The sequence below is a fragment of the Methylobacillus flagellatus KT genome, assembly GCF_000013705.1.
Classification (GTDB): domain Bacteria; phylum Pseudomonadota; class Gammaproteobacteria; order Burkholderiales; family Methylophilaceae; genus Methylobacillus; species Methylobacillus flagellatus.
This window is the reverse complement of record NC_007947.1, coordinates 1,120,024-1,136,855: the sequence shown is the minus strand read 5'-3', so window position 1 is coordinate 1,136,855 and position 16,832 is coordinate 1,120,024. Positions and strand designations below refer to the sequence as shown.

General features: G+C 59.0%; 15 protein-coding genes and 1 pseudogene. 9 read left to right on the top strand and 7 right to left on the bottom strand.

The annotated features are described in order from the left end of the window. Positions 1-47 precede the first annotated feature (47 nt). The 3 genes from MFLA_RS05560 to MFLA_RS14460 are packed head-to-tail and all read left to right on the top strand — an operon-like array spanning position 48 to position 2,625. Complete coding sequence (locus MFLA_RS05560; RefSeq protein ID WP_011479308.1) at positions 48-1,478, top strand: cytochrome ubiquinol oxidase subunit I; 1,431 nt, start codon at positions 48-50, stop codon at positions 1,476-1,478. 3 nt (positions 1,479-1,481) lie between these two features. Then, positions 1,482-2,489, top strand: a complete 1,008-nt coding sequence (cydB, locus tag MFLA_RS05555; RefSeq protein ID WP_011479307.1) for a cytochrome d ubiquinol oxidase subunit II — start codon at positions 1,482-1,484, stop codon at positions 2,487-2,489. After that, on the top strand, positions 2,476-2,625 hold the full coding sequence (locus MFLA_RS14460) for a DUF2474 family protein (protein WP_195742092.1): 150 nt from the start codon (positions 2,476-2,478) through the stop codon (positions 2,623-2,625). Before cydB ends, MFLA_RS14460 begins: the two co-directional genes overlap by 14 nt. A 200-nt stretch (positions 2,626-2,825) precedes the next feature. On the opposite strand, the gene speG is transcribed toward MFLA_RS14460, so the two are convergent. The 4 genes and pseudogenes from speG to MFLA_RS05535 form a co-directional block, all read right to left on the bottom strand. Next, a complete protein-coding gene (gene speG, locus MFLA_RS14840; RefSeq protein ID WP_229407293.1) occupies positions 2,826-3,392 on the bottom strand; it encodes a spermidine N1-acetyltransferase in 567 nt (188 codons plus the stop codon). A gap of 180 nt (positions 3,393-3,572) precedes the next feature. Next, positions 3,573-4,261 (bottom strand): annotated as a pseudogene (locus MFLA_RS14835) (TraB/GumN family protein); the annotation flags it as partial. A gap of 112 nt (positions 4,262-4,373) precedes the next feature. Further along, positions 4,374-6,611, bottom strand: a complete 2,238-nt coding sequence (locus MFLA_RS05540) for a YgiQ family radical SAM protein (protein WP_011479304.1) — start codon at positions 6,609-6,611, stop codon at positions 4,374-4,376. A 218-nt stretch (positions 6,612-6,829) separates the two neighbouring features. Next, positions 6,830-9,022: a heavy metal translocating P-type ATPase gene (locus MFLA_RS05535; protein WP_011479303.1), complete on the bottom strand. Its 2,193-nt coding sequence runs from the start codon at positions 9,020-9,022 to the stop codon at positions 6,830-6,832. 129 nt (positions 9,023-9,151) lie between these two features. On the opposite strand from MFLA_RS05535, the gene MFLA_RS05530 reads away from it, so the two are divergent. After that, positions 9,152-9,343, top strand: a complete 192-nt coding sequence (locus tag MFLA_RS05530) for a heavy-metal-associated domain-containing protein (protein WP_011479302.1) — start codon at positions 9,152-9,154, stop codon at positions 9,341-9,343. 28 nt (positions 9,344-9,371) lie between these two features. On the opposite strand, the gene MFLA_RS05525 is transcribed toward MFLA_RS05530, so the two are convergent. Together MFLA_RS05525 and MFLA_RS05520 are read right to left on the bottom strand one after the other, a co-directional pair. After that, positions 9,372-10,739, bottom strand: a complete 1,368-nt coding sequence (locus MFLA_RS05525; protein ID WP_011479301.1) for a multicopper oxidase family protein — start codon at positions 10,737-10,739, stop codon at positions 9,372-9,374. Then, positions 10,739-12,136 (bottom strand): TolC family protein, encoded by a 1,398-nt coding sequence (locus tag MFLA_RS05520; protein WP_011479300.1) that lies wholly within the window; start codon positions 12,134-12,136, stop codon positions 10,739-10,741. The genes MFLA_RS05525 and MFLA_RS05520 overlap by 1 nt, the downstream gene beginning before the upstream one ends. Before the next feature lie 11 nt (positions 12,137-12,147). Here MFLA_RS05520 and MFLA_RS05515 point away from each other — a divergent pair, with 11 nt between their 5' ends. Continuing rightward, the gene (locus tag MFLA_RS05515) at positions 12,148-12,429 is read left to right on the top strand and encodes a hypothetical protein (protein WP_011479299.1); all 282 of its coding nucleotides are present in this window, start codon (positions 12,148-12,150) and stop codon (positions 12,427-12,429) included. Positions 12,430-12,545: 116 nt separating this feature from the next. Here the strand turns inward: MFLA_RS05515 and MFLA_RS05510 are convergent, their stop codons facing one another. Continuing rightward, positions 12,546-12,911 carry a hypothetical protein gene (locus MFLA_RS05510; protein WP_011479298.1) on the bottom strand — a complete coding sequence of 122 codons (366 nt, stop codon included), beginning with the start codon at positions 12,909-12,911 and terminating at the stop codon, positions 12,546-12,548. 122 nt (positions 12,912-13,033) lie between these two features. Between MFLA_RS05510 and aat the strand changes: the two genes are divergently transcribed. From aat to aroA, 4 genes are all read left to right on the top strand, one after another. Further along, the gene (gene aat, locus MFLA_RS05505; protein WP_048811574.1) at positions 13,034-13,729 is read left to right on the top strand and encodes a leucyl/phenylalanyl-tRNA--protein transferase; all 696 of its coding nucleotides are present in this window, start codon (positions 13,034-13,036) and stop codon (positions 13,727-13,729) included. Then, positions 13,726-14,472 (top strand): arginyltransferase, encoded by a 747-nt coding sequence (locus MFLA_RS05500; protein ID WP_011479296.1) that lies wholly within the window; start codon positions 13,726-13,728, stop codon positions 14,470-14,472. Before aat ends, MFLA_RS05500 begins: the two co-directional genes overlap by 4 nt. Positions 14,473-14,657: 185 nt before the next feature. Further along, positions 14,658-15,539: a prephenate dehydrogenase gene (locus MFLA_RS05495; protein WP_011479295.1), complete on the top strand. Its 882-nt coding sequence runs from the start codon at positions 14,658-14,660 to the stop codon at positions 15,537-15,539. A 2-nt stretch (positions 15,540-15,541) separates the two neighbouring features. Beyond that, on the top strand, positions 15,542-16,831 hold the full coding sequence (gene aroA, locus MFLA_RS05490; protein ID WP_011479294.1) for a 3-phosphoshikimate 1-carboxyvinyltransferase: 1,290 nt from the start codon (positions 15,542-15,544) through the stop codon (positions 16,829-16,831). Position 16,832: the final 1 nt, after the last annotated feature.

Sequence of the window (16,832 nt, the reverse complement as noted above, 5' to 3'; positions counted from 1 at the left end):
GGTTAGACATGCCTTCAGGTTGTTTATCAAGGAGTTAGAATACCACCATGCCAGACATTTCAGCACTGGACCTGGCGCGCATCCAGTTTGCGTTCACTGTATCCTTCCATATCATCTTTCCAGCAATCACCATCGGTCTTGCCAGTTACCTGTTCGTGCTGGAAGCCTTATGGTTGAAAACCGGACGCGAAGTATACAAGGACCTCTACCACTACTGGCTCAAGATATTCGGCGTCAACTTTGGTATGGGCGTGGTCTCGGGGCTAGTCATGGCTTATCAGTTCGGTACGAACTGGAGCGGCTTCTCTGCTTTTGCCGGCAGCGTTACCGGCCCTTTGCTCACTTACGAAGTATTGACCGCATTTTTTCTTGAGGCCGGCTTTCTCGGCGTAATGATGTTCGGGTGGAGTCGGGTGGGACCTGGGCTGCACCTGTTCTCCACAGCGATGGTAGCCCTGGGTACGCTGATTTCAGCGACCTGGATCCTGGCATCCAATAGTTGGATGCAGACCCCCCAAGGTTTCGAGATATTGGATGGCGTCGTGGTCCCCGTCGACTGGTGGGCCATCATTTTCAACCCGTCTTTCCCCTATCGCCTGGTCCATATGGGCATTGCCGCCTTCCTGGCAACGGCTCTGATCGTCGGGGCAGCCGGCGCATGGCATATCCTGAAAGGACAAAAGACGGAGGCAACCCGCACCATGCTGTCGATGGCCATGTGGATGCTGGTGGTGGTTGCACCACTACAGGCAGTCGTCGGAGACTTGCACGGCCTGAACACGCTCAAACATCAGCCCGCCAAGCTGGCAGCCATGGAAGGGCACTGGGAGCATCATGAGGGCGGCGTGCCGTTATTGCTGTTCGGCCTACCGGACATGGAAGCGGAAACCACCCGTTTCGCCGTGGGCATCCCGCATCTGGGCAGCCTGATCCTGACTCACAGCTGGGACGGTCAGGTGCCGGCGCTCAAGGATTTCCCGCCGGAAGACCGGCCCAATGCCAGCATCATCTTCTGGTCTTTCCGCGTCATGGTCGGACTGGGCATGCTGATGATTGCCCTGGGCCTGTGGAGTTTATGTTTACGCTACCGAGGCAGTTTGTACAGCCACCAGGGATTCCTGCGTATGACATTATGGATGGGCCCTGCCGGGGTAATCGCCATCCTGGCCGGCTGGTTTACCACGGAAATAGGCCGCCAGCCCTGGGTAGTGTATGGCATCATGCGTACCGCCGACGCGGTGTCCAATCACGACATCAGCTCTCTGGCCGCTTCACTGGCCTTGTTTATTATTGTCTACTTCTTTGTTTTCGGTATCGGCATCAGCTACCTGATGCATCTCATGCGCCTGCCCGTGCAGCATAGAGCGCCGGAGCCAGAGGGCGGCCCGGGCCAGCCCAGGCAGCCTATGCGGCCACTGTCCACACCGGATGCGTCCTTTTCACTGGAGTCGCAATTACCAAACACTAAGGAATCGTAATCGATGGATTTTGATTTACCCATGATATGGTTGCTGGTCATCCTGTTCGCCATTGCCATGTACGTGATCATGGATGGATTCGATCTGGGAATCGGCATCCTTTTCCCGTTCGTCAAGGACAAGCATGACCGTGACGTGATGATGAATACAGTAGCCCCAGTCTGGGACGGCAATGAAACCTGGCTGGTTTTGGGAGGCGCCGGCCTCATGGCAGCCTTCCCGCTCGCATATGCCGTGGTGTTGAGCGCCCTGTACCAGCCGATTATCCTGATGCTGCTGGGATTGATTTTCCGGGGCGTGGCATTCGAATTCCGCTTCAAGGCGCCGGCACATGAGCAGTCGTTGTGGGACAAGGCGTTTATTGGTGGCTCAATCACTGCCGCATTCTTCCAAGGCGTAACGCTGGGTGCTTATATCAACGGTATCGCGTTGAACGACAATGCATTTTCCGGAGGTACATTTGACTGGATCAGCCCGTTCTCGCTGTTTACCGGGTTGGGCGTGATGGTAGCCTACGCCCTGCTGGGCAGCACCTGGCTCATCATGAAAACCGAGGACAAGCTCCAGCAGCGCATGTTAGAACTCACCCGCCCCCTGGTAGGCCTCGTGGTAATCGCACTGGCAGGCGTGAGTATCTGGACGCCCCTGGCCCACCCCGCTATTGCCGAGCGCTGGTTCAGCCTGCCTAACTTCTACTTCCTCTCACTCGTGCCTATACTGGTCGCCATCAGCCTATATTCCCTCATGCACGAACTCCGGTCAGGCTACGATTGCCAGCCTTTCATCTCCGCCTTGATCATCGTGCTGCTTGGACTGCTTGGCCTGGCGATCAGCATCTGGCCCCAGATCATTCCGCCGCACGTGACGATATGGGATGCTGCAGCGCCGCCTGCAAGCCTCAAATTTGCGCTGGTCGGCACATTGGCCATCATCCCCGTCATTCTAGGATATACCATCTGGTCATACCGCGTGTTCAAGGGTAAGGTACGACACGGCGATGGCTACCACTGAACAAGAGAAAGCGCGCCCACACTGGCTCCGGAGACTACTCTGGCTGGTCTTGATCTGGGCCGCCAGCGTCACGGTCATGCTGGCGGCAGCCCTCCTCATGCGACTTTTCATGCAGGCCATCGGCTTGCATTCCTGAATGCCTAGGCAACGCGACCTGTTTTGACAGCCGTGTCGCGCAGTGAAAGCCGGCATCGGCATTTCGGCACCATCCTCATCGGCATCTGCCTGTTTGGCGATTCAGCCAGCATGACTCCCGCCTATTGTTTCTGCTGTTGTTGATCAGTGCCATTATCGGCCTGAAGCTTGTGTCATAAGCCGTTGCCGCGAAGGCAGGATTCACTGGTCCTGCCATTCCCTCAACACAGAGGCGTCCACCGGCGCCGGACCGACATGGCGCAGGTAGTCGTCCTGTAACAAGCGCATACGCAAGACATCCCGGTAGGAACCGTTGGAAAAGAACTCCTCCTTCAAGCGTCCCTCTACCTCGAAACCACAAGCCTCATACACATGGATCGCCGCCTGGTTTTCCTTGTCCACGACCAGATATACCTTGTGCAGGTTGAGCACACGAAAGGCATACCCCACGGCAATGCGCGTCGCCGACTTGGCCAGGCCGCGCCCCTGGTAATCCGGGGCAATGATGATCTGGAATTCGGCACGCCGGTGAATGTAATTGATCTCCACCAACTCGACCAGCCCGGCCAGCTCGCCGTTATCCAGCTCGATAATGAAGCGCCGCTCATTCTGGTCGTGGATGTGCCTGTCATACAGGGCAACCAGCTCGTCATAAGCTTCGTAAGGTTCCTCGAACCAGTAACGCATGATGGTATCGTTATTGTTGAGCTTGTGTACGAAATGCAGATCGTTGCGTTCCAATGGGCGCAAATTGATGCGGTCAGCCATGGTCAATCCATCCATTCTACGGAAATAGCTTGAATTATAGCGTGCGTGAGTTAGGGGCAAATGCGGCATGAATGTCAGACGCCGCCGTGCGTCACTGGCTATTGACGGGAGATACGGTAAGCCTGCGCGGCTGAGCAGATCAATCAAGCCACCCTCTCCCGGCAAATGCGCTGCACCGACCGCCACGAACACCGGCTGCAGGCTGGCAGCAGCGGCAATGCGCTCTGCCATGCGCATATTGCGCTCGTCCAGCAGCTTGACACGTATCTTCTCCCACAATCCGGCAGGCAGACCATCCACCCCCAATGCTGAATCCAGTGCACCCACCTTATCCAGGTTGCCGGAAAGATACGCCTGGATCATCAACTCGAAGTCTTTTTCCCTTTGCTCCTGGCTGCGCTTGAGCACACTGCGCAATATCAGCATCTGCTCTTCCAGGCTGATGCTTTCCAGCACGGAAAAATGCGCCTCTGGCGTTTCCAGCGCCTCGACAGCCTTGCCTGCGCGTTGCGCCTGCAGGTAAAGCTGTGCACATCCAGGGTATAGGGAGATTGCGACACGGGCAGGTCGAACACCATGGCCAGCAGCCATGGCTTCATACGCAATGCCATGTCGCGCGGTAAGCCGTGAAAATCGGCAGCGGCATAGACCTGCTCAAGCTCTGCCTCAGTCAGCAACTGAGCCAGGCTACCTTGCATATAGTAGGGTGAGACATCATTGGAGGGCAGGACTTCCATCATGAACGATTGCACAGACTCGAGGGCGGCGTTGACGGGCTCTGCCAATGTAGTGACCCTGGGATCATCGACATGGATGGTGCCGAACAGGTAGCTGACAGGACCGTGACCCGCCTGCACCTTCCACAGCATGCCGTCTCCTGCCGCCATCGCCATGGCGGAGCACAGACAGTAGGCAGAAAAAAAGCCCCGCAAGAGTAAACTTGTGAGGCTGGAATAAAAACGCATTGGCAGCATACGGGCTTTATGGTCGGCCAGGTTTCCTAGCAGGCTTGCCAGATCGTTGAACTGTTACGTGATTTTTCTTGCCAGCAGCGGGCGCTCGGCCTACTGGACGCGGTGCAGAGGCTACAGGCTTGGCCGGGCGGCGGCTGCCGTTGGCCTTAGCCTGTTCCTTGGGCAGGATGGGCTGCCAGGCAGGCACTAAGTGCTTCTTGCCGTTGCCGATCAGGTCTTCACGGCCCATCCGCTTCAATGCCTCGCGCAACATCGGCCAGTTGTTGGGGTCGTGATAGCGGATGAATGCCTTATGCAGTCGACGCACGCTGCCAGCCTTGGGGATAGGCACATCCTCACTGTCATGCGTCACTTTGCGCAAGGGGTTCTTGCCGGAGTGGTACATGGCGGTCGCCATCGCCATCGGTGTGGGGGTGAAAGTCTGGACTTGGTCGAGCTTGAAATCGTATTTCTTCAGCCATAGGGCCAGGTTGAGCATGTCTTCATCAGTGGTACCCGGGTGCGCCGCAATGAAATAAGGGATCAGGTATTGCTCCTTACCCGCCTCGCGCGAGAACCTTTCAAACATTTCCTTGAATTCGTCATAGGCGGTCATCGCCGGCTTCATCATCTTGCTGAGCACATTCTCTTCCGAATGCTCGGGCGCTATTTTGAGATAGCCGCCGACGTGGTGCTGCACCAGTTCCTTCACGTATTCCGGCGATTTCACGGCAAGGTCGTAACGCAGACCAGAACCGATCTGGATACGCTTGATGCCGGGGATCGCCCTCGCCTTCCGGTAAAGCTGGATCAGATGCGAATGATCGGTATTGAGGTTCTCGCAAATGCCCGGGAACACACAGGAAAGCTTACGACAATTCTTTTCTATGGTCTCACTCTTGCAGGCAAGACGGTACATGTTCGCTGTTGGCCCGCCAAGGTCGGAAATCGTGCCGGTGAATCCTTCCACCTTGTCGCGCACTTCCTCCAGCTCCTTGAGGATGGAGGCTTCAGAGCGACTCTGGATAATGCGTCCTTCGTGCTCGGTGATGGAGCAAAAGGTGCAGCCGCCGAAACAGCCGCGCATGATATTGACGGAAAAGCGGATCATCTCCCAGGCAGGGATACGCTCTCCCTTGTATGCCGGATGGGGGGTGCGCGCATAAGTCAGGTCGTAGACATAGTCCATTTCCTTGGTGGTCAGCGGAATGGGCGGCGGGTTCAGCCAAACCTCGCGATCCCCATGTCGCTGCACCAGCGCACGCGCGTTGCCCGGGTTGGACTCGAGGTGCAGCACGCGCGAAGCATGGGCGTAGAGCACAGGATCCTTGGAAACTTCCTCAAATGACGGCAGGCGGATGAATTGCCTGTCGCGCCCTGCCTTGGGCTTGTTCGGTTTGCGCATCAGGGTGATGGCTTGCACGCCCGGCTCCAGACCCTGGCTGGCCGCAGCGGCAGCTGTGGATGCGCAGGAGGCGCCGGTCTGCTCCATGGCCGGCTCCATCGCATATGGATTCACTGCCTGGTCTATCTTGCCCGGCCGATCCAGGGCGGTGGACGAGATTTCCTCCCAACCTTCAGGCACATGCTTGCGCAGGAAAGCCGTGCCGCGTATATCGGTCATCTCGCTGACGGGTTCGCCCTTGGCAATGCGGTGGCTGATCTCAACTAATGCACGCTCGGCATTGCCATAGATCAGGATGTCCGCCTTGGAATCGACCAGCACCGAACGGCGCACCTTGTCGGACCAGTAATCGTAATGCGCGATCCGGCGCAACGAAGCCTCGATACTGCCGATCACCAGTGGGACGCCAGGAAAAGCTTCGCGGCAACGCTGGGAATACACCAGCACGGCACGATCCGGTCGTTTGCCAGCTACCGCGCCGGGTGTATAGGCATCATCGGAGCGGATTTTGCGGTCCGCCGTGTAGTGATTGACCATGGAATCCATATTGCCGGCCGTGATGCCAAAATACAAATTGGGTTTTCCCAGCACACGGAACGGATCTGCCGAGTGCCAATCCGGCTGGGCAATGATGCCGACGCGAAAACCCTGGGCCTCCAACAGCCGACCCACCAAGGCCATGCCAAAGCTGGGGTGATCAATATAGGCATCGCCCGTGACCAGGATAATGTCGCAACTATCCCAGCCCAATTGATCCATTTCTTCGCGCGTCATGGGTAAGATCGGGGCGGTGCCAAAGCGCTTGGCCCAATAGGGCCGGTAAGCACTCAATAAACGAGGTGATTCCGGGCGTAATTCCATAGCGTCGGCATTTTACCTTGGAATCCCTGCGACATGACGAAAAACCACCAAAATTTTAAAAATTCAACTGATAAATCAGTGAATTATTAAAACCGCATCCGCCTCTATGGCATCGCTCAAGCGAGTCTGGGTATACAAAGATGGTCTCCAGGCTCAGGCTGACGGCACCAGCAACTCCTCAGGTTGGACTTTGCATGATGCGCCAGTACCACACACTCTCAATGCCGCTCTTCCGCCGCAGGCCGCCAGCGCCGCAACGTCAGGGCATTGGTGACCACGCTTGCAGAGCTCAAGGCCATTGCCGCACCGGCCACTATCGGGTTCAGCATTCCCATGGCTGCTAACGGGATCCCCACCAGGTTATATATAAACGCCCAGAAGAGGTTTTGTCGTATCTTGCTATAAGTGCGACGCGAAATTGCAATCGTATCGGCAACCAGTAGCGGGCTGCTCCGCATCAAGGTGACGGCTGCAGTGTGCATCGCCACATCCGTTCCGCTGGACATGGCAAAGCCGATATCCGCCGCAGCCAGCGCAGGTGCATCATTGATGCCGTCTCCCACCATGGCAACCACCCTGCCCTGCCGGCGCAGCGCCGCCACAACGGCTGCCTTGGAATCGGGCAATTGTTCCGCATACACCTCATCCAGCCCCAATTGCTGGCTGATGCGCTGCGCGCTGGCGTGGTTGTCCCCGGTCAGCATCAACACCTTGATGCCCAATGCATGCAAATGCTGTACTGCTGCCACGGCTTCTGGTCTGAGTTCATCGCCAAACGCCATGAGGCCGAGCAATTCGGGCTGACCGGCATCGTTCTCGGCAGCGAGCCACGACAGGGTGCATCCGCGGTTCATCAATGGCTCCACCTCGCCTTGCATGCTGTCAACCGCTACACCAGCCTGCTCCATGGCACGCTGGTTGCCCAGCCAGACGCGACGGCCATCAACCTTGGCCATCAGTCCGCTGCCCGGCAATGCCATGGCCTCTGCCGCAGAGGCCGCCTCCACCCCTGCTGCTTGCGCATGCTCCAGTACCGCTACCGCCAAGGGGTGATGGCTGCCTCGCTCCAGTGCCGCCGCCAGCCTGAGCAATTCAAGCGCCCGCCCTGGCATGCTGGCGACCTTGATCACACGCGGCTTGCCCACCGTCAGCGTACCGGTCTTGTCGAATGCCACCGTATCGATCCTGTGCGCCAGCTCCAGGGCATCGGCATCCTTGATCAGGATACCGTAACGTGCTGCGACGCCTGTCCCGGCCATGATGGCAGTAGGCGTCGCCAGACCGAGCGCACAGGGACAGGCGATCACCAGCACTGCAACCGCATTGAGCACGGCTTGTTCCCACTGTCCGTTATACCAGGCCCAGCTTGCCAACGTCAGCACAGCAATCAGCAACACCAGCGGCACGAATACGGCACTCACCTTGTCGACTAGCCGCTGGATGGCCGGCTTGGCGATCTGTGCATCCTCCACCATGCGAATGATGCGGGACAATGTCGTCTCGGCGCCAATCGCCGTCACCTCCACCAGCAAGACCCCGTCCAGGTTCACGGCACCGCCGGCCACCTTGCCGCCCACGCCTTTCTTGACCGGCGCGCTTTCGCCGGTAAGCATGGATTCATCAAGGTGGCTGTCACCTTCGCATATCACCCCGTCCACAGGCACCCGCTCGCCCGGGCGCACCAGCACTTGATCACCCACCATGACTTCGGCCAACGGCACATCCTGTTCTAAGCCATTGCGTCGGACACGTGCAGTATCCGGGCGCAGCGCCTGCAATGCGCGTATGGCCTCGGTCGTCTGGCGCTTGGCCCGGCTTTCCAGCCACTTCCCCAGCAGAACCAGGGTGATGACGGCACTGCTGGCCTCGAAATACAGATGGGGGGAATGCTGCCAGAGCAGATATACGGAAAGTCCATACGCCGCAGAAGTCCCAATGGCGACCAGCAAGTCCATATTGCCCGAAAGATGGATTGCAGCCTTCCAGCCGGCACGGTAAAACCGAGCACCCAGCCAGAACTGCACCGGCGTTGCCAGCAACCACTGCACCCAGCCGGGCAGCATCCAGTGCTGTCCCAGCAGCATTCCCACCATCGGCAGCACCAGCGGCAAGGTCAGCAAGGCGGCGATGCCGACCTTCCAGCCGCCCTGGATATCCTCGACCGGCGCAATGGGGGCGTCCGGCCTGATCAGGCGGGCCTGGTAGCCCAGCTTGGACACCGCCTGCTCGACCTGTTGCGCCAGGTCGGCGCCAACCGCTTCCACATGCGCTTTTTCGGTTGCCAGATTGACATTCGCCAGCTGCACGCCCGGCAACTTGTTCAAGGATTTCTCGATGCGCCCGGCACAAGCCGCGCAAGTCATGCCGGTAATGGCGAAATCCAGTTTTTCCAATGGTGGCTGCTTTGTCATCGCGGCAACTTCCTTATCATATCAATCTTGCACGGGCCTCTCACAACACCAAGGCTTGACTTTACCATGCGGGAAAGGCGCATAATCCAATATCCAACCAATCCTCAATTTTTCAATCTGGAGCTATTCATGCATACATTCAAGGTCAACGACATGAGCTGCAATCATTGCGTACAGGCGATCACCCAGGCTGCGCAGGCGGTCGACCCGCAGGCAAAAGTCACGGTGGACCTCGCGGGAAAGGCCGTGCATATAGACAGCAGCGCCGATATCGCCCGCTTTCGCGATGCGATCAGCGAAGCCGGCTATACGCCTGAATAGCTGCCGGGCCAACCCGGCGGGCGTGACGCTAATGCCCTTCATGCCCGCCCGGCTTCCTGATATGCAAGGTATGCCCCTCGCCGCTTGCAGCGGGCGCCCTGCTCACCGGCACCCCGCTGGCGTCGACTTCGTGCGCCACAGTGCCGGGAGGATTCGGGTAATCTCCCGGATCGCTGTAATCTCCGGCCTTCAATCCCGCACGCACCTTGACCGCAGTAAACATGCCGCCCATGTGCATGTCCCCGAACTGGCCCTTGCCGCTCATCATCGGCAGGGTATTTTCCGGCAACGGCATGTCCATCTCGCCCATTTCCGCCATGCCGCTTTCCCCCATGGGCATGTAGTCCGGCAGCAGCTGCGTGATCTTGTCAACCAGCCCTTTCTGCTCGACGCCTATCATGGTCGGCACCTGGTGCCCCATGGCATTCATAGTATGGTGGCTTTTGTGGCAGTGGAAAGCCCAGTCTCCCGGCGCGTCGGCGACAAACTCCACCGCGCGCATTTGGCCGACGGCAACATCGGTGGTCACCTCAGGCCAGCGTGCTGCAGGCGGCACCCAGCCGCCGTCAGTCCCCGTCACGGTAAACTCGTGGCCGTGCAGGTGGATGGGATGGTTGGTCATGCTGAGGTTGCCGACGCGGATACGCACCCGCTCGTTCAGCCCAGCCACCATGGGGGCGATACCTGGAAACACGCGGCTGTTGAAAGTCCAGAGATTGTGCTCCAGCATGGTCGCCACCTTGGGCGTGTAACTGCCGGGGTCGATATCATAGGCGTTGATGAGGAAGACATAGTCCCGGTCCACGCGCATGAAATCGGGGTTTTTAGGGTGCGTGACCCAGAACCCCATCATGCCCATGGCCATCTGCACCATTTCGTCGGCGTGCGGATGGTACATAAAGGTGCCGGCACGCTTGGCCTCGAACTCATAGACAAAGGTCTTGCCGGCCGGGATCGCCGGTTGCGTGAGGCCGCTCACGCCGTCCATGCCGTTGGGCAGGCGCTGCCCGTGCCAGTGGACGCTGGTTGCCTCCGGCAGGCGATTGGTGACGTAGATGCGCACACGATCCCCCTCCACCACCTCGATCGTCGGCCCAGGGCTCTGGCCGTTGTAACCCCACAGATGCGCCTGCATGCCGGGCGCGATCTCCCGCACCACGGGTTCCGCCACCAGGTGGAACTCCTTGACGCCATCGCGCATGCGCCAGGGCAGGCTCCAGCCATTCAAGGTCACCACCGGGTGAAAAGGCCTGCCGTTGCCAGGCGCGCGGGGCACCTGGGTTTCTGCACTGCCCATGCTGGCAATTTCCGGCAAGGCCGCCATCGCCACCTTGCTGACCGTGCCCGCAGCTACGGCAGCCGCTCCCAGCCTGAAAAAATCACGGCGATTCAGCATCATTCTCCCCTTCCATTCTCATCCAGGGATGCCACGGGCCCCATGGTCGCCATCGTCAGCCCGGCGTCCGCCAGCCAGAAATCACGCACGGCATTGATATACCGGCTCACGCTGCTGACCTGCTCCCGCGCGTCCGCAAGCAATTCGAAGGCGCTGAGCAGCATGCCGTTGTAGCGCAGCTGGTGCTCTTGCAGGATGCGCTTGCGCAGCGGCACGATCTCGTCTTGGACATGGCGCGCCATTTCGTAACGCACGCGGTACCGTGCATAGGCGGCCCGCACCTCGGTTTCCGCATCGATGACTGTTTGTGCCGTACGCTCGAGCGCCTGCGTATAGATTGCCTCGGCGCGCTTCACGCGCGCGCTGCCCCAGTCGAACAATGGCAGTTCAAAGCCCAGCGTGATGCCCTTCTTGTAAGCCTCGCCGCGCCGCCCCTCCAGCACGCGGGCCGGGCCGATATCTAGCACATTGATCAGGCGCGTGGTCTTGCTCAAGCCGAGCTGCTTGGCGAGCGCATCCACCTCGGCACGCATCGCCAGCAAGTCCAGCCTCTGCAGGAAAGCCTGCTGCTGCACCTGCAGGAGATCTTCCTCCGTAGCCGGCAGATCAGGCAGGCGCGGCGGCAGCGTGAATTGCTCGCTGTTCCCCAGCCCGATCACGCGTGACAACCGCTCGCGCGTCATGCGCTGGTGTTCGCGCGCCGCCGCATACTCCAGCGCGGCATCGGCATAAAAGCTTTGCTCGCGCGCCTGGTCCAGCTTGCTCCAGTTGCCTTGCTGGTGCATGCGCCGCGCCAGCTCGGCTGCCGCTTCCGCCGCCTGCATCACCTGCGCGGCATACAGCAACGATTGCTCCGCAGCGACAGCCGCAACCCAGGCCTGCCGGGTTGCCTGCGCCAAGACCAGCACCTGCAGGCTTACCTCGCGCTTGGTCTGTTCGAAGCGTTGCTGCTCCACAGCCTTGGCCTGCGGCATCGTCAGCAGGGAAAAAAGATTGAAGGTGAACGACTGCTCGATCTTGTAGTCGCCGTCATGGCGCGTGTACAGCATGGAGAAACGCGGATTGGGCAAGCGCCCGGCCTGCACCAGGTCCGCTTCGGCAATGCCAAGCGCAGCGAAACCGGCTTTCAGGCCCCGGTTGTTCAACAAGGCCAGCTGCACAGCTTCCTCGACTCCGAGCGGCTTTGCTAACAATTCCTCCGTCCGCTGCTGCGAAGAAACCTCTCCAGCACTATCCAAGGCCACGTCCTGTTTCAGGCGTTGGGCAACCGTGGAGCGTACATCGTCCATGCCGCCGTTGCGGCTGAACGTGGCGCAGCCGGCGAGCAGGCTAGTGACGATGGCAAGAGCAACGACGGGAAGGCAGGACACATATTGTCCAGGCAACAACTTGGCCATGATCATTCCCCATGCATGCGATGGTGGCCGTCATGCTGTCCGTCCCCGCGCTGTCCAGCATCATGTTGCGTAGCATGCTGATGCTGCTCATGGCCGGCATGGTCGTGGTGCATATCGTGTTCGGCATGGTCGTGGTGCATATCGTGTTCGGCATGCGGCTGCACCGGCGCGGCTGCGGCGCCCTGCTCGAATTTCTGGTATTGCCCGAGGACCGGCTCATGGCGCAAGGCCGGACTAAACTCAGTTTCAGCCTCTGCCGCCACCACGGGCAGGACAAGGCACAGGCAGCCTAAAGCTGACAAGGCTATATTGAATCGCATGATACTCTCCATTCATGATATGAAGCCTGCTTGATGCAAGCGGGCCATTAAAACCTTTGGCCGCAGAGACAGCGGCGGCCATGACGAGATCAGATGGAGGGCAGGATCGGCGGGCGCTGCCATTGCGCCAGGGCGGGCGGGAAATAAATCAGGCTTGGCGCGATGTCCACCTGGCGAGGCGGCAAATCGGGCGTAGACATGCGGATGGAAATAGGCAATACGCTGAAGCATGACAGGCAATCATGGCAGTTCCTGCAATTGTCGCCATGCTGCTCATCATGCTGATACGCGCCGTCATCATGACGCGCATGATCGTGGGTAGCATGATGCTGATGCGCCGCTGGCTGCGCTGTCGCAGGGGAAACGGCAGGCAGATGCAGGCTGCTGCTGGCCGCCACGGTATCCGCAAGAAACATGGTCAGCAGCAACAGGATAATGGTGCGATAAAGGCGCATGGAAGAATAGTAGCATAATCAGGGCATGCAGCAAAGCTGCATCTGCATTATGCTAGCACCGATCCTGACTGAATTGCTGCTTCATGGTCGATTCCACAACAACTCAACAAGATGACCCTCGCATGACACATCAATACTACCGCTTGCCTGGCGGCCCGGTACGTGTATTGCAGGCCGGTACACCCTTTCCTCCCCTGGAGGCCGCTCTGCGGGAGCCCAATGGACTGATTGCCATTGGCGGCGACCTGACTGCCGAACGCCTGCTCAACGCATATGCGCAGGGCATATTCCCCTGGTTCAGCGAGGGAGAGCCCATACTGTGGTGGAGTCCGGATCCTCGCATGGTGCTGTTCCCCGGCGAACTGAAAATTTCCCGGTCATTGGCCAAGCGGCTCAAGCGCCGAGATTATGAAATCCGCTTCAACACGGCTTTCAGCCAGGTCATTGCCGCATGCGCCGCCACTCCGCGCGAAGGCCAGGATGGTACCTGGATTACCGACGGCATCATGGAAGCCTACAATACGCTGCATCTGCTAGGCCACGCCCACAGCGCCGAGACCTGGGTGGATGGCAAACTGGTGGGCGGCTTGTACGGCGTCAGCCTGGGCAGGATGTTCTACGGGGAGTCCATGTTTCATCATACAACCGATGCCTCCAAGCTCGCATTTGTGCATATGGTGCGACGCCTTCAAGCACTGGGGTATGGCATGATCGACTGCCAGATGAAAACCCGGCACCTGGCCTCGCTAGGCGCACGCGAGATTACCCGCGCGGAATTTTCCCAACGACTGAATGAATTGGTACACTACCCAGCATGACATTGCCTGGCGAACAGCATCTGCACAAAATCCAGTTCTACGCTACCACCGCGTATTCCTGCGGCTACCTTGCGGACAAACCAGCGCAATCGCTGATTGCCACACCACATCACCTGATAGACGCTCACGCATACAGCGGGCTGATCCAGCTTGGCTTCCGCCGCAGCGGCAAGTTCGCCTACCGTCCTCACTGCGAGACTTGCCATGCCTGTATTCCCGTCAGGCTACCCGTTGCAGAATTCCAGCCCAGCCGCAGCCAGCGGCGGGCATGGAAACAGCATCGCAACCTCTCTGTCGCCCTCATTGAGCTGGCCTTCTCGGAAGAGCACTTTGCCCTGTATTCCGCTTACCAGGCTGCCCGGCATGAAGGCAGCTCGGAGGATCCGGAAACCGTAGAGCAATACCGTAACTTCCTGGTGCAAAGCAATGTGGAAAGCCTGATGGTGGAATTCCGCGAGAACGGCGTACTCAAAATGGTCAGCGTGGTGGACATCGTGCGCGATGGCATTTCCGCCGTTTATACCTTTTATGACACTGCCGACAAACATGCCAGTTATGGCACTTACAATATCCTGTGGCTGCTTGACTGGTGCGGCAGCCTCAACCTGCCTTACCTTTATCTCGGCTACTGGATCAAGGAAAGCCGCAAGATGGCCTATAAGCAAAATTTTCTGCCCCAGGAAGGGTTAATTGACGGCGAATGGCGCCCCATTCACACCGAGCGATACGCACAGCCAAAATAGCCCTGCTGCCTGTGAACCATTTTTCCGCTGGCCAGTCTTAGCCATTACTCCTTGCTATCTCCAGCAACCGGCGTTTTTGCTTCGTCTGCCTTGACAAGGAACGCCCCGGTTGCCTTTCTCCGTCCAGCCAATCACCGCTGGCATGATACAATTGCCGTTTTCATTCACCTCGCACTGTTCGCACCTTGAAAAAACTGCTTGTTTTTGGCGTAGGCCTGATCGGTGGCTCACTTGCACTCGCGCTCAAGGCAGCCAACAAAGACTGGCATGTCACCGGCATTGGACGCACAGGTGACAGCTTGCAGGAAGCCTTAGCGCTTGGCATCATTGATGAAGCTGCCAGCGACCCGGTCACGGCGCTAAAGGACGTGGACGTGGTCATGATCGCGACCCCCGTGGCCCAGATTGCCTCCATCCTCGAGCGTATTGCACCGCATCTGGAAGAAAATACCATCGTCACCGATGCAGGCAGCACCAAGGCCGAGATTGTCGAACAGGCCCACCGCATCCTCGGCGAGGCTGCCTCGCGCTTCGTGCCAGGTCACCCGATTGCAGGGGCAGAAAAAAGCGGTCCATCTGCCGCGCAAGCCACGCTTTATCAGAACAAAAAGGTCATTCTCACACCCTGCGCGCACACCGACCCAGCCGCAATCCAGGCAATTCATGAACTCTGGCTGAGCACTGGCGCCATTGTGCGGCAAATGAGCCCGGCCGAGCATGACACGGTGTTTGCCGCCGTCAGCCACTTGCCTCACCTGCTGGCATTTGCCCTGGTAGACGAATTGGCGGCACGCCCCGACGCAGACCAGTTCTTCGAGTTTGCAGCGAGCGGCTTCCGCGACTTCACCCGCATCGCAGGCAGCTCCCCGGAAATGTGGCGCGACATCAGCCTGGCCAACCGCACCGCCCTGCTGCAAGAGCTGGATCACTACCAAGCCAGCCTTGCTCGCCTGCGCCAAACTCTGGAACAAGGCAACGCTGCCAGCCTGCAAGCCATCTTCGAACGTGCCAGCCACGCCCGCAATGCATGGGCCGAGCGCACCCAATCAGCGCAAGGGGGTAACTAGGTATGGAAAGCCTCACCCTACCGGCCGTACGCCATGCCTATGGCACCGTCAAGCTGCCTGGATCGAAGAGCATTTCCAACCGCACCCTGTTGCTTGCAGCGCTGGCACAGGGCGATACCGAAATTCATGAGCTTCTGGCATCGGACGATACGCAACGCATGCTCGACGCCCTGCGCATACTAGGCGTCAAGCTGGAGCAGACCGGTCTCCATCAATGGCAGGTTCATGGCACATGCGGGGAATTCCCGGTCAAACAGGCCGCGTTGTTTCTTGGCAATGCCGGCACCGCTTTTCGGCCATTGACTGCGGCGCTGGCCTTGTCGCACGGTAACTATGAACTATCCGGCATCGCCCGCATGCACGAACGACCGATTGGCGACCTGGTGGATACGCTGAATGCAGCTGGCGCCGCCATTGAATATCTGCAGAACCCAGGCTTTCCTCCCTTGCATATCCGCCCTGCGACACTGAATACCAGCGAGGCATTGCGGGTACGCGGCGATGTCTCCAGCCAATTCCTGACCGCCTTGCTGATGGCTTTGCCTCTCACGGGCGAGGAAGCGCGAATCGAAGTCATCGGCGAATTGATCTCGAAACCCTACATCGACATCACGCTCAACCTCATGCGTCAATTCGGCATCGAAGTGCTGCGCGAGCACTGGCGCACGTTCACCATTCCTGCCGGCAGCCGCTACAAAAGCCCCGGCATTGTCCATGTCGAGGGAGACGCCTCCTCTGCCTCATACTTTCTTGCAGCAGGAGCGATCGGGCAGGGCCCGGTCACGGTAGAAGGCGTAGGCCGCAACAGCATTCAAGGTGATGTGCGCTTTGTCGAGGCCCTTGAACGGATGGGGGCCGACGTCAATACCGGTGACCACTGGATCAAGGTCCACTCGACGCCAGGCAAACTCAAGGCGCTGGATATGGATTGCAACCACATCCCGGATGCCGCCATGACGCTGGCGATCCTGGCCTTGTTTGCCGACGGCACAAGCACCTTGCGCAATATCGCGAGCTGGCGCGTCAAGGAAACCGACCGCCTGGCCGCCATGGCAACAGAGCTGCGCAAGGTCGGGGCTGTTGTGGAGGAAGGCAACGACTACCTCCGGATTACGCCCCCAGACGCACTGACGCCCAACGCCTGTATCGACACCTACGACGATCACCGCATGGCGATGTGTTTCTCGCTGGTTGCACTCGGCGGCGTCCCCATCGTGATCAATGACCCGAACTGCGTTGCCAAGACCTTCCCTGACTATTTCGAGCGATTTTCCGCGCTGGTTCATGCGTAAA